The following is a 12,989-nucleotide window of genomic DNA, read 5'->3' on the forward strand; positions in this document are numbered from 1 at the left end:
ATCCAGGAGGGTCCGGCCATATGACAACCCGTATATATTTTGGTTCCAATCAACTTGGCGAAGTGGCCGCAGTTTCATTGCAGGATGCGCTGAATGAGCTTGACCTGGGAACCCTTGAAGATTATCGACGAACGGATAAAGGGGTTATGGGTCAGACACTGATCATTCGCTCTTCCCGTGGAGAGTATATTCTGAAAGGCAATCCTTTATATGCAGGACAGTTACAGGAAGAAAAGTTCTTTGTAGAACAACTGGCGAAACATACGTCCATCCCTGTCCCTGATCCATATTTGTTACATGAAGATACCCATCTGCTAGGCTGGAGTTATGCCATAATGCCACGCCTGCCCGGGAATCACCTGTATGATCCAGCATTCCAGGCTTCACTGTCACAACAAGATCAGGAAGAGATCGCCTGTATGTTTGCCCATACTTTGGCTGAACTGCACCGCTGGAAGGTGCCTGATGCCGGGGAATATGATCCTGTAGCGCAGCAGATTGTTTCCTTTGCAGGCAATTATCTGGACTGGTTGTACGGAACCATTCGTCACTGGTTACATGATGCTGAACAGTACTCGGTGATTACGGATGAAGATGTTCAGTGGGTAGACGAGCAATTCAAGAATGCTGAACCGGCATTTCGGTCCAGAGCTGTTCCGTGTTTTGTTATGGGAGACTTCAAGGTCGAGAATATTCTGATTCAAAATCCGAATGACCGTTCTTCAGGGTGGCGGATTAGTGGTCTGTTCGATTTTACAACCGCCTATTTCGGAGACGGTACAGCCGACCTAACCAAAATATCCACCAGGTATGTTCGTGAGGGTCAACCAAAACTGGCCGCACAGTTCCTTCGCTGTTACCGGGATCTGGTCTGTGCAGCAGATGAGGAGAAATGCCAACACTTCCGCACACGTCTCAGCATGCATCTGCTCTATCAACGTATCTTGTGGTGGGGGGAAGCCAAAGCAACAGGACAAGTGACGTGGGCAGCCGACCTGCCTTTTGCACAGTGGGCGCAGCAGTCCATCAATTCGATTGTCGCATTGCTGGATTAGTAGATTAATTAGTAGATTTGGCAGGTCGATCAATGGATAGCGGCCTTCCAAACTAACGTATATTTCGTTCCATATATGTCGCCCAACATCCGGGCACACGCATAAAACCGCCAAAGATCAAGATGATCTCCGGCGGTTTTCTTCATACCACTATATATTTCGATCAACGATGGAATCTCTCAACTTAAGCTTGTGCGACGGGTGACTCCTGATGTTTCTGCAAAAACTCCAGCATCCGGCGGTATACGAGAATCTCGTTTGTTTTCCTGGAGAAACCATGGCCCTCATCATCCAGAACGATGTATTCCACATCAAGTCCCTTCGACTGGAGCGCAGCCACGATCTGATCGGATTCGGCCTTCACGACCCTTGGATCATTGGCACCCTGAATGACCAGCATTGGGTTAACCATCTGATCGAGATACGTAATCGGTGAATCCTTCGTTAAGCGTTCGCGGTCACGGACCGGATCACCCAGCCAGTTATCCATCATCGGCTTCCAGTCTTCCGGTACAGATTCCAGGAATGTAAACAGGTTACTTGGCCCAAAAATATCGACCGCAGCCCGGAACAGCTCCGGATGGCGACCTGCCAATAACAGGGTCATATATCCCCCATAACTACCCCCTACCACAAACAACCGCTCTGGTGAGGTAATTCCCTGATCGAACAGCCAGTTGATCCCGGCGACACAGTCCAGTCTTGGCCCTTCGCCCCAATCTCGCTCAACCAATTTGACAAATTCCGCACCGTATCCGGTACTGCCCCGGAAATTCGGTGCAAAGACATGATAGCCCTGAGCGAGCATCATCTGGAACATCGGCCGAAAAAACTTTGCTTCGGAAGATTGCGGCCCACCATGAGGCCAAAATACGGTGTAGCCATTGGCCTGCTCTGGTTTTGCTTTGAACAAGAGAGCTTCGATCTCCAGTCCGTCGTAGGAGTTATACCGAATAACGTCAGGGTACACGAGATCACTTGGGTCAAGTCCGGTTACCCGATTGGCGGTCAGCGGCTCCCAGGACTCAGCACCTGCCACTTTACGATAAATATTATGCGGTTGGATCGCTCCACGTCCGAGGATATACACATTGCCAGCCTTCGTAACGTTCACCTGCTCTATCGTATCCAGCGGCATCTCTATGCGCCGAGGCTCATCGGCATTTTTGCCCAATACGTACATGCGATTCTCCGGCCCTGTAAGTGTCCAGAAATATAAGGTCTCGGAAGCCTGATGCCAGCGGATGAACTCCACATCTTCCCCTTCGATTCTGCACAATAAACGGAATTCGCGGGTATCGATACGGTACTCAGCCACATAGGCGTATGCGGAGTCATCATTGGTAATGAACAGAAGACGATTATCATCTGCAAAAATCAAATCGGATACCTGACTATGGCGTTCTGAAGCTGGCAGAATCACCATTTCTTCATCATTACGATATAGATACGCCGTCTGATACGTATTGGAGTACATTTTTAAAATAACATAACTCTTCTCGTCAGAACTTACTGCAAACAGGCTGCTCGTAACCTCTTCTCCACTGTATAACAGTTCATCTTCCCCTGTCTCCAAATCGATGCGGCGTGAATTCAGATAATTCGGATTACCCGCGCTGGTAACATAATAGAGACGCTGTCCATCCTCGGACAACTCAGCGAAATAACAGCGATCATTTGGTTCTGCTGGAACCACAGGCAGTGGAACACCACCCTCGGGTGGAAGTGCATACAGATGATAGTTCTCATCTCCATCCCGATCAAATGCGGTAAGAAGATGACGTCCTTGCGGGTCTGCTTTGATAAATTGACTGCTCTGATTCAAGTACGTTAAAGGATACGGGTATCCTCCAGGCAAATCCATCGCCCAAATATTCGGCTGACCGTTCAGATTGCTGTCCATGAACAAACGTTTCTCATCGGCCGATACGGCAAAATGCGAAATACGGTACGTCTGAAAATATTGCTCGACATCCGGTTTAGGGAACTGAATCATGACAAACCTCCTTGGAATGAAACCAACGAATTTAATATTGGAAAATTAAGGTACCATTTGTCCATATTATAGGTAATGCCAATGTTTATTCAATAGATATGTAAGATTTAATTACCAATTCCCTCGTAGCTTCGCATATGATTATCCACATTCATCCAGCGTATCAGTGGCATCTCCCTCCCTGTCACGCATAATGATGCGGAGTAGCTTTTGCCCATTTTCAGAGACTGCAACACATACTTCTGTCCGGCCCATTCCAGCAAATGTTCATGATTCTTTATAGCTTGTACCATATTCAGATTTCTCCACTGTCCACATAAAGATTGACCGGAAGCCTTGATCCATGCCTCCTTGCCTGTAAGAAATTTCCACAGCAGGAAAGAAGAATCTTCCCCGGAACACACGGCTTCCAGTACATAATCCCGCTCCTCTTCCGTCAGGAAACGTTGGATGATGGCCTGCTCTCGCAACAGTGGGCGTACCCATTCCACATCTACGCCAAGCTCGTTGTTACTGGATGCAATCGCTAGTACACACAGCCCATTCGTATGCGAAAGGCTGAATTGTGGACCTCCCACGAGATAAGGCTTTCCGCCGGTACCATATTCAAATAAAATATCCCGTGCCTGAAGCTGCATGTACTGTGCCAGCACTCTTCGCAGAAAAGTTCTTGAAATCATCCAGCAATGAGCCTTTAGCAGTGAGTTTCTGCTGATTTTGCTCATACGTTCATGTTCTTCCATAGTCAGTGCACCGGAGTCCACGGCATCTGCTGTCTGCAGCTGATCCTCCCTTCTGGGCAAGGCCTGTGTCCAAATATGGACCTCCGGGTCCTCTACAACTGACGCAAACGCATCATTCCCTTGTTCCTTCATTGCTAGAAAGCTGTTGATTGTTCCGGTGCTAGAATCCATATAGCCCTCCTCCCTATGCGGGGTTACATGCTAACGTATAACAACCATCCGCAGACGAGCAGACGTTGCAATCGTTCTGAGACCACTCATAACCTCTTCTTCTGTCAATTCAAGTGCATACTTGCTGAGTTGCATATAATCCAATCCGATCACCTCATATTCGGAGACGTGCATGCATCGCTGTTTTAACGAATCGATGTCCGCATAATACTTGCTTAACCACTTCATCCGTGCATAGTTCAAGTTGGATAGGGACAACGTTCCGTTCTGAATATGTTCACATATCTCCTCAACCCGGTTATATAAAGAAACGGGATCTGCTGAATACCCACAAGCGTTCGAAAAGGCAAATTCCTTGCGATAATAGTGGTCCCATTCTGCACCCTTATGAAGCAGACCCAACTCCATACATTCGGCGTAGAAATCGGAGGTTTCACCCAGTAAAGCTTCAATACCGATCATGCAAGCAACCTGCTCTTTTAACTGCATCCTATCTTCGGCACGGAACCCATATCTAACAAGTGGCAAGGACAATCCGGATTCAATTTCCCGATAATGCATATTGGAATCCTCACCCAAATAGTTGAGTGTAACTTCTGGCAGGAAGGAAGCATGCAGTGATTCCATTGCAGGGAATTGTTCCAGCATGTCCACAATGAACTCCGCTTCAACCGGACCCGCTACCGCTACTGCCATTCTCCCTGTGGCATAGCGAGTATTGTAGGCATGATTCAGCTCATCCGTTGTCATTTGGTACAGACTATCCGGTGTGCCTGCAACATCCAACGTGATGGGGTGATTGCTGCCATACATCATCTGAGTCAACTGCTGCAAAGCCCGCCAGGAGGGCTGGTCTGCATACATGGACAGCTCCTGATGAATGGCGGCCCGTTCCTGTTCCATATGCATCGGGGTGAAATAGGGAGTAGCGAGCATGCCGGTGAACAAGTCCAGACTTCGTTTCAAATCACCTGTGCAAGCCATTTGATAGGTCGTTACATCGTAACGTGTTAATGCAGATGTCGAAGCTCCCAGAGTATGAAATAGCGGCTTGACGGGCCGTTTATCGGGATTGTAGAACATCATATGCTCAAGGAAATGTGCTCTGCCGGGCAGGGCTGCATCATGGATTGAGCCATAGGACACGGACCATGAAACAAAGGTATGGTGGAACTGAGGCTCGGGGAAAATGTGAACCGACAGACCGTTGGATAAGCGCCTGCGGACCGGTTCGATGTTCACAATACTATTCATGAGTCACCTCCTGTACTGGCGCGGAATATTCACTCTCAGGATACAAAATCCAGGTGACAGCCTTTTTCATGCCAGAGGCCACCTCGGCCACTTGTACTGCAGTAACGCAGGATATGGCTTCCAGGAATTGGGGTGTGGTCATCTGGACCCGGTTGAGCAACCGATCGATATGGAGGTTGACCACCTGCTCAGGCAGATCGTAACCCACCTGCACATAATGCATCACATTCTGAATCGCTCTATTCAGTTCCACTTCCTGAATATCTCCACTACATATCCTCAGCCATTCAGCGTCTATCGCTTCAAGTACCTCTGTCACATATCCACTGCTTGTTCCCGTTGTCACATGAAGCGTTCCCCGATAATCATCCAACGTGCTGTAGATCTGATACACCCATTGCTTTACTTCACGAAGCTCAGACTGCAGCCTGGACGCAGGGGTAGCGCCGAACAGGGAGTGAAGAAGAAACAGGGCAGGATAGTTCGACGATCCATACGTGACCCCGGTAGTGAAGGCCACATTAATCTTGCATTGCTGAACATCCATCAGTTCAAGCATGATCTCGCCTTCCTCCCGGCTCTCAGTAGGCTGATGATCATGCCCGATCACAGATGGAGTTCCTTCCCCCTCTGCCGTGATAACCGAAGGCAAAAAGGTCTCCATGACCTGAGCTATCATCACATCCGATTGGAAATCACCAATTACATGAATATGTAGTGGGCTGCAAAGCACCTCCCGGTACCATTCCAGCAATTCACCATCACGTGCACAATGTTGCAGTTGCTCCAAGTCGGAATCCCTGCTTCGTCCCGCATACCCAAGCCACTCCAGACTGCGCCCCCGTACCACCTTGTCCCAATCGGAAACATCATAGCCAGCATGATGTTCTGCCCAAGCAAGTTCCTCCTGGATCTGCGATTCATCAAAATCAAATCCGCCCTTAAGACTCGATCCAAACAGCATGTCTGCGAGCAGCTTCAGCGCATCCAGCGTCCGTGCCTTGGTTCCGGGCAGCAACCCTGCAGGGATACGCAACCGGATGCATGCGAGCTGAGTCTCCCCCTTCTGCTCCAATTCGCATCTTAGCTCATCGACATACATGGACCATAGTTGCTGCTGCAGCTTTCTTTTACCGAGCGAATCCTGCCTGAAAAGCAGCCGCACAATGACTGCAAACACCGCTGATGGAATTCTTCCCTGTTCATTAACGATACTCAGATGGAGATAACCGTTGGCGTATTGGCTTGTTGGCATCACATGGACCGATAGACGATTGTATTGCTCCGTAATGAAAGACTGCATCCTTGCCTCCCCCTTATCTGACGGTTAACCCAAATTGTAGATCATGCCACTCGCGGTGTTCAGTCCCAACTGACCGAATCCCTCAAGCGGCTTGGAGAACCAGTCCACCTGACTCTCGGCCTCAGCTGAATGAAGAGTAGGCTCATCTTCTTTCCAGTGAATCACTTGCTGATGATGACGGTCCCAGAATCTCCATAATGCAGGCTGCTTCAGCAGTTGATTGCGAAACGGCTCATATACACGCCCAGCTGACTCCTGGATATCGCCTTCTAATATAAAAGGCGGCAAAAAAACAATTTTGGAACGAAAATCTTCAGTCAACGTCATAAAATAGAGGCATACAGGCTTGCGCGTCTTAGCCAAAATTCGAAAAATACCGCTCCTCGTCCGGATGTGTGAACTAAGGAAAGGAAGCTCCACTGCGCGATTATCCGCGTTGAACCCCGTCTGTCCATCTACGAAAAGGTTAAACGAACCTCCCTTCCGCAAATGAGAGTATAATCGTATGCCAATCATCTCATCCTCGGCATTCAGCAGCTCAGCACCTGCAAACTGTCGTAGAGTGTTCCAGGACGACAGCTTCTGTTCCTGCTTTACGGTACCTTGTTCAGCCACCAGATAGAAGGGTAATCCGGACTTCATGTGGCCTGCGCGAATCTCCTGTCCGATGGTGATCATGTTATGCCGGACGAATCCGTAATGCCAGGTCAACAAGGCCCCACCTTCCTGCAGCGTCGCTTGCAGATGTTCAAGCCCCTCGACTTCATCCCAATCCATAAAGGAGTAAGGGTTTTTTTTATGTTCGTCAACCGTCCGCAAAAAAGCCAGGTAATCCATCCAGATCAACTCCGGTGACGTTTCCAACTGAAGAGGTGAAAGTTCTTTAACAATATTCATTAGCGCATAGAAGAATCCCAGTCGAATTCCATCTGTCTTTTCCCGATACAACTCCTCCCTGACCTGTTCCCGATGTAACGTATATAATGTACGAAAATCCTTCATACTCACACCTCCTTTAAGCCCTTATTCATGGATGCTCCGGCTCCCGACAGCATCTCTTCTCTGGCTACTCTAATACTGGAAGAATTTTTAAACCGACGACGATTCCGGTCGATGCCATCCACCATATAGGCCAGCATCCGAAGCGCCAGCTCATATTGTCCGGGAATGTGCCGATCTGATTGCACACCCTGTCCTTCTACCATATCCATCCCTTGATAAGCTATCGGTACTTCCAGTGCTGCAATAACACAGTCTCGAATGTTCTGCCACGTCGGCCCTGCTGCAATTGGAAAATCAACAAAGGGGAAGCTTCCCGGATCAAGAGAATCCAGATCAAACGTTAGATAAGCCGAGTCGACGTCGTACTTCTGCCTTACCTCGTTCAGAACATGGCTCACCCTCTCGGGTGTCATATGCTCTGCCGATATCTGAATCAAGCCGGGATGGCTGTACATCTGATCTGCTGAGCGAAGACCACGCAGGCCAATCTGTACAACAGCAGCAACCGTACCCTGCTCTAGCAGATGTCTTACAAAATTGGAGTGACTGGGATTCTCCTGATGAATGGCATCGATACCGCAATCATGATGGGCATCGAACTGTACCAGCATCCTTCGACTGCCCAGGGCCTTTGCCATCATGTGAAGCACTGCATGCGTAATGGAATGGTCTCCACCAATGCAGCACAATAGTGCCTGTTGATCCAGCGCATGATCCAGTGCGGCGTCAAGCCCCTTTTGATAAGGAACAGCTGTATCCGCCTCCGCTTCATTCATAAGGCAAGTACCCCAATCCTGCATGGCAACACGCTCAAGCAATCGTCTCCCACTTCCGATGTCATACAAGCTCGAATTCCCGGACTCTTGCAACGATGGATAGATGACCTTTTTCCATGATTCTACCCGTAACGCATGCGCGAGTCCGGCAACGCTGGAATTCAACATGCTTGTCCCACCCGAATACGGAATACCCAAGATACCCAGTTGGGGAGCCTGATGACCGATGAGAGGCTCATACAAAAAAAAAGGCGATTGCGCGGGTTCCACCCCCGGCAGATCCGGGGGGAGTTGTGGCTCCAGCTCTTTCGCAGGTTCCAGCTCATAAAACTGGCTGAACGTTTCATCCGCAGCGATCCACGCATCTGCAATGCGACGCACCAGATAAGCAGGTTCTGATGTTTTCATGCACAAGCCTCCTGTACGTAGTTAGAGTCAAGTCTGTGTGGAATAGCTCTTATTCGGCAACGTCGCTTCACCTTCTGTACTGATGTCCTTATCCGCAGAAGGTTCCACGTATTCCCGCCTCAGCATTCGCATGAAAGGCAGGAAGAATGACATGCCGACAACATTCATACCAGCAATCACCGCATAGAAGTAAGTAACTTCATTGAAGGCCCGAGTCAGTCCCCAGCCAAGTGCGATAATAATCAGAAAGTACACCGCATTCAGGAGTATGGCCTGGTATCCGCGCCCGCTCTGTTCCATCGTCAGCAAGGTTGTCATCATGGGACCCATGCCAATATAAGAAAGAGCTACGATGGACAGATACCGCGCTGCTTCGGCTCGGGTTGCCGCGTCTTCGATCAGGAATGCGATAAGCGGATCTCGCCAGATCCAGACGGCAACGGCAATGATTACGTACAGAGCAAAGGATTGCAGCAGTCCTTGGCGATAGCTTGCATAGGCCCTTGGCCGGTGTGGTGATTGCAAATTATGATTGATGATAATGCCGATGGCCGACCCAATGACGATACCCGGCAGGATCGCCATCGTCTGAATTCGATAACCAACGCCAAAGCCGGCAACCGCCCCTTCACCAAAGTGACTGACAATTTTATTGAAAAAGAATGTACTCAGAAAAATCATGCAGTACGAGATAAACACAGGAATACCGACATGCCTGAGGGCCATCAGATGTTTTTTTGCAAAAGCAAAGCGTTCAAAGACCATTTCCCGGCGAATGAACAGAATAAGCAGAGAGATGGCCAAGGACAAGACGGAAGTGATCAGGTTGGCATAGATGATGCCCTTCAAATCCAGACCGAAGACCGACACAAATGTGTACACGAGAGCAATATTTAGCATCGCTATCCCTACCGCGTTCCATGAAGCTGCCTGTGCCCGGCCCAGTCCTCGTAGCGCCGCGCTGCTCACTGCCGCCAGGACGGCCGGGATGCTCACTGCCATCATGCCCCCTACATACAGCATAAACATGGGCCCAATGTCGGCAGGCACACGGTAAAACCATGAAAGCACAGGGGTCAGTAACATCACAATTCCCCCGGTTAGAATGGCAAGCAGCATTGCACAGCCCATCATGTGCACGAATAGCTGGGTAAATGCACGAGAGCCCCCGGCACGACTGCGCGCCACCGCGACCTGAACAGACAGCTGCATCGCTTCGATGATGGCAATCATGACGAATGAGACAGGAATATACAATGAGAGCACATATAATACACTTTGACTCGTATGACCCAGGAAAAATACATTGGCCAGTTGTGTAATCACGTTAACCAGAGAAGCGAGCAGCATCGGAACGGCCGTACGGAATAACAAACGATGGATCGAGCCGGCCGTATAATCGATCCCCTGCATGGGGTTCACCTCCATAATTCATGAAGTCTTGATTTCTTGATTCATTGTAAGCCTGCTGAGTATCGGCAGATGTATCACATGCACGCAACAAGCAGATATCACCCGATCGTCATCCCATGAGACCAGCATGACCCGATCATCTGGCCTGATGATACCCCGCTCTAACTTATCTGCAAGCTGTATCCATACATCCCCGCTCTGATAGTCGGTTCGCGGTACGCAGATGGTCTTGGAAGGGGAAATATGCAGGACAGAACTGCCATTGAGCCGTAATCCCAGTCTCGACTGAAGAATGACGTGCTCAGCTGCATACCCATCCATCCATTCGCGGATCATACCGAGAGCCTCGGATGCAAAAGCCGTGGCTTCATCCGACCTGATGATTCGTTTTCCCGCATAGTGTACCTGCAACGCTCCTTGACCCAGGCCTGACTCAAGCGCAACCGCCATGTCGCCCAGATCACACTTAGGGTCGGATGGTTGACCATATCCAATCTGTCCATCTTCATGGAGAATTCGCTGTTCCACCAGCACAATCGCAGTCCGTTCGTTAGGAAACATACTCCAAAGAGCGACCTGAATGGCCTCGGTGCCTGCGAGCGCACCCATATGGGTAATACCAAGTGGATGATCCACTCGCCACGGAGCCGTTTCAAGCATTCGGGCAAGTGGAGCATTCAGCGCATGACGTTCCGGGCAGGTCTGGGCAAAGATCAACCAATCCCAATGTGCCTTTGTACACAACCGCTCTAGCACCATAAGCGCAAGATCACCGGCTGTAACCCGTATCCCATCTGCCATAAGGGAGCGAGTCAGCGTTCCCACGCGACCATAATAGTGATCCTCCATGTATATGTGCGGCGAAACGTAAACATAATCATCAGGTGTTGGCCAATCCAGTGTATACAGATGATCCTCCGCAGTGAGCCAGCAAATATGATCTACATAGATGGGCACGCCAATATCATCGTGAAGTGAATCAGACATGCTGCATCTTCCCGTTGGCATACGCCTGAAAAACGTTTATCTTCTGAATGGACGTTGTGCCTTCCATGAACTCAAAGGCCCTTGCATCGCGATACCATTTGTTCAGTAGAGGGTGCTCCAGAAGGGAACCGGGCCCCATCATCTCCAGTGCCCATTCCGTCGCTTCCTCGGCAACTGACGCAGCCCGTATTTTACTGAGGGAAGCCAAATATCCCTTATTCGCATCATGGTCAATCTCTGCTGCCGCATTACGAATCATGCTGCGCAGCGCGTGCAAACGCATCTCCAGTCGCTCCAGTTCTGTCTTTTCGCGTTCTGTGAAGATCGTTCTGTGCTCCACGACATAATCATACGCAGCCTGTGCAACTCCAAGCGCCAATGCCGCCACACTAGGGCGCATCCGGTGGAATGTACGCAATGCTCCCCACAGTCCGCGCTTGGTCGGGCTTAGATGACGGCCGAGAATATCTTTCTCTTCCAGTGGAAAGGCCTCGAATTGCAGATGACTGAGTTGCAGACCCCGAAGACCCATCGTGTCCAGCGGGGTTGCTGTGAAACCTTGCAGGGAAGGATCAACTATAGCGACCTGAATGCCCAGAGGCGTGCGATTGGTCTGGGCGAATACCAGTCCGATACTCGCCCGGTGTCCATTCCCAATATAGAATTTATGTCCGGTTAGCTCCATTCCCCCATCTGGATGTCTTGTAATTCTTGTGCTGATCTCGGTTGCATCCGAACCCTTCTCCGGCTCTGACAAAGCAAAAACAGCCCAGGCCGCACCTTTCAGAAAGTGGCTATAAAAGCGCTCCTTCTGATCCTCATCGCCCAAGTCAATCATGACGATGCTGGACATGGAAGGACCAGGTCCTCCCAGAAAAACGCCCGCATCTCCTGCGGACAACTGCTCAATCGTAATGACTCTTTCCAGAGAAGAGAGTCCATAATATCGTTCCTGACCTATGGTTACTATCGGCTGACCGCCATACTCCGGGGGAATCATCATATGATTGATGGCCTGCAGGGCTGACGTGTGCAAAAACTCGGTGAGCCGGTCTGGCTCCCGGTCGATGATCAGGCCGATCTCGCGAAGCTCCGCAGCATACTGTTTCATCTCATGCTCGAAAATCGCAATCGTTGATGGAGTAATCATCAATATTCCTCCTTAGCTGGCAACAGCATGTTCTTCACCAGTTGACCTGCATATGTATACGCAGATATGCCATGTCTCAAAAAACCGAAACCGCCGCCAAGACGTTGAATCTGTCTGAAGGCCTCATCTAACTCCTGATGTATCCACGCATGAACCCGGACCGATGGAAGGCCTGGATTCGCTGAGAGGAAACGGTCTTCTGGCAACGTTTCCGCCATGTAGAGCGTTGTAAGGATGTCAGCGACCATGCCTTTCACGAGCTGGTGCTGAAACGTGGATTGCCCACCCGATATTCGCACCGACAAATGCCTGCGAACCTGCTCCAGGCCAGCCTTGCACAGCTCTGCGCGAAACCCAAGCAGGCGTGTTCTCAGCTCATTCGAGGTCACTTTCTCGCCTGATGTCTCAGCCTTCTCCCCCTCGTTCGGCTGTACCCGATATAACAATAGTCCAGAAGGCTCCAGCATCCGATCCTGCACATAAACGGCATGTAGTTGGTTCCAACGATACAGCCCGGCTGATTCTTCATGCCAAAGTAAAGGATCTTGTTCCATGAGATGAGCGGTCGCGAGCACGTATGGACCTGTTGCCAAAAGCACTGGATGATTGCTCACTAGCAAGGTTTTTGCCTCCAACATTTCCGATATCGGAGCAACGGGGTTGCCTGCTGCCTTTGATCCGACGGGCTTTGCATCTGGGCCCTGGAATTCAATAACGTGCATTGTCATTCC

11 protein-coding genes are annotated in these 12,989 nt (G+C 50.0%); 1 reads left to right on the plus strand and 10 read right to left on the minus strand.

Features of this window, described 5'->3' with window-relative positions; translation table 11 throughout:
* Positions 1-20: 20 nt before the first annotated feature.
* On the plus strand, positions 21-1,055 hold the full coding sequence (locus QVE09_RS26215) for a phosphotransferase family protein (RefSeq protein WP_315939176.1): 1,035 nt from the start codon (positions 21-23) through the stop codon (positions 1,053-1,055).
* A gap of 184 nt (positions 1,056-1,239) precedes the next feature.
* Here the strand turns inward: QVE09_RS26215 and QVE09_RS26220 are convergent, their stop codons facing one another.
* The 10 genes from QVE09_RS26220 to QVE09_RS26265 form a co-directional block, all read right to left on the minus strand.
* The gene (locus QVE09_RS26220) at positions 1,240-3,051 is read right to left on the minus strand and encodes a S9 family peptidase (protein ID WP_315939177.1); all 1,812 of its coding nucleotides are present in this window, start codon (positions 3,049-3,051) and stop codon (positions 1,240-1,242) included.
* 107 nt (positions 3,052-3,158) lie between these two features.
* Positions 3,159-3,965: a 4'-phosphopantetheinyl transferase family protein gene (locus QVE09_RS26225; protein ID WP_315939178.1), complete on the minus strand. Its 807-nt coding sequence runs from the start codon at positions 3,963-3,965 to the stop codon at positions 3,159-3,161.
* A gap of 30 nt (positions 3,966-3,995) precedes the next feature.
* The gene (locus QVE09_RS26230; RefSeq protein ID WP_315939179.1) at positions 3,996-5,219 is read right to left on the minus strand and encodes a M16 family metallopeptidase; all 1,224 of its coding nucleotides are present in this window, start codon (positions 5,217-5,219) and stop codon (positions 3,996-3,998) included.
* Positions 5,212-6,522: a M16 family metallopeptidase gene (locus tag QVE09_RS26235; protein WP_315939180.1), complete on the minus strand. Its 1,311-nt coding sequence runs from the start codon at positions 6,520-6,522 to the stop codon at positions 5,212-5,214. The genes QVE09_RS26230 and QVE09_RS26235 overlap by 8 nt, the downstream gene beginning before the upstream one ends.
* 24 nt (positions 6,523-6,546) lie before the next feature.
* Positions 6,547-7,524 carry a lysophospholipid acyltransferase family protein gene (locus QVE09_RS26240; RefSeq protein ID WP_315939181.1) on the minus strand — a complete coding sequence of 326 codons (978 nt, stop codon included), beginning with the start codon at positions 7,522-7,524 and terminating at the stop codon, positions 6,547-6,549.
* Positions 7,525-7,526: 2 nt separating this feature from the next.
* The gene (locus QVE09_RS26245; protein ID WP_315939182.1) at positions 7,527-8,708 is read right to left on the minus strand and encodes an arginase family protein; all 1,182 of its coding nucleotides are present in this window, start codon (positions 8,706-8,708) and stop codon (positions 7,527-7,529) included.
* Between the two features lie 27 nt (positions 8,709-8,735).
* Entirely contained in the window at positions 8,736-10,121 is a 1,386-nt protein-coding gene (locus tag QVE09_RS26250) for an MATE family efflux transporter (protein ID WP_315939183.1), read from the minus strand.
* A gap of 18 nt (positions 10,122-10,139) precedes the next feature.
* Positions 10,140-11,108: a hypothetical protein gene (locus QVE09_RS26255; protein ID WP_315939184.1), complete on the minus strand. Its 969-nt coding sequence runs from the start codon at positions 11,106-11,108 to the stop codon at positions 10,140-10,142.
* Complete coding sequence (locus QVE09_RS26260) at positions 11,101-12,258, minus strand: acyl-CoA dehydrogenase family protein (RefSeq protein ID WP_315939185.1); 1,158 nt, start codon at positions 12,256-12,258, stop codon at positions 11,101-11,103. The genes QVE09_RS26255 and QVE09_RS26260 overlap by 8 nt, the downstream gene beginning before the upstream one ends.
* Positions 12,258-12,980, minus strand: a complete 723-nt coding sequence (locus QVE09_RS26265; RefSeq protein WP_315939186.1) for a hypothetical protein — start codon at positions 12,978-12,980, stop codon at positions 12,258-12,260. The genes QVE09_RS26260 and QVE09_RS26265 overlap by 1 nt, the downstream gene beginning before the upstream one ends.
* Positions 12,981-12,989 lie beyond the last annotated feature (9 nt).

This window comes from Paenibacillus sp. ClWae2A, assembly GCF_032452295.1.
Lineage (GTDB): Bacteria > Bacillota > Bacilli > Paenibacillales > Paenibacillaceae > Paenibacillus.

Coding starts and splice junctions, on each gene's coding strand:
- QVE09_RS26260 (WP_315939185.1), bottom strand. CDS start 12,258: ATGATTACTCCATCAACGATTGCGATTTTCGAGCATGAGATGAAACAG.
- QVE09_RS26215 (WP_315939176.1), top strand. CDS start 21: ATGACAACCCGTATATATTTTGGTTCCAATCAACTTGGCGAAGTGGCC.
- QVE09_RS26230 (WP_315939179.1), bottom strand. CDS start 5,219: ATGAATAGTATTGTGAACATCGAACCGGTCCGCAGGCGCTTATCCAAC.
- QVE09_RS26240 (WP_315939181.1), bottom strand. CDS start 7,524: ATGAAGGATTTTCGTACATTATATACGTTACATCGGGAACAGGTCAGG.
- QVE09_RS26250 (WP_315939183.1), bottom strand. CDS start 10,121: ATGCAGGGGATCGATTATACGGCCGGCTCGATCCATCGTTTGTTATTC.
- QVE09_RS26235 (WP_315939180.1), bottom strand. CDS start 6,522: ATGCAGTCTTTCATTACGGAGCAATACAATCGTCTATCGGTCCATGTG.
- QVE09_RS26265 (WP_315939186.1), bottom strand. CDS start 12,980: ATGCACGTTATTGAATTCCAGGGCCCAGATGCAAAGCCCGTCGGATCA.
- QVE09_RS26255 (WP_315939184.1), bottom strand. CDS start 11,108: ATGTCTGATTCACTTCACGATGATATTGGCGTGCCCATCTATGTAGAT.
- QVE09_RS26245 (WP_315939182.1), bottom strand. CDS start 8,708: ATGAAAACATCAGAACCTGCTTATCTGGTGCGTCGCATTGCAGATGCG.
- QVE09_RS26225 (WP_315939178.1), bottom strand. CDS start 3,965: ATGGATTCTAGCACCGGAACAATCAACAGCTTTCTAGCAATGAAGGAA.
- QVE09_RS26220 (WP_315939177.1), bottom strand. CDS start 3,051: ATGATTCAGTTCCCTAAACCGGATGTCGAGCAATATTTTCAGACGTAC.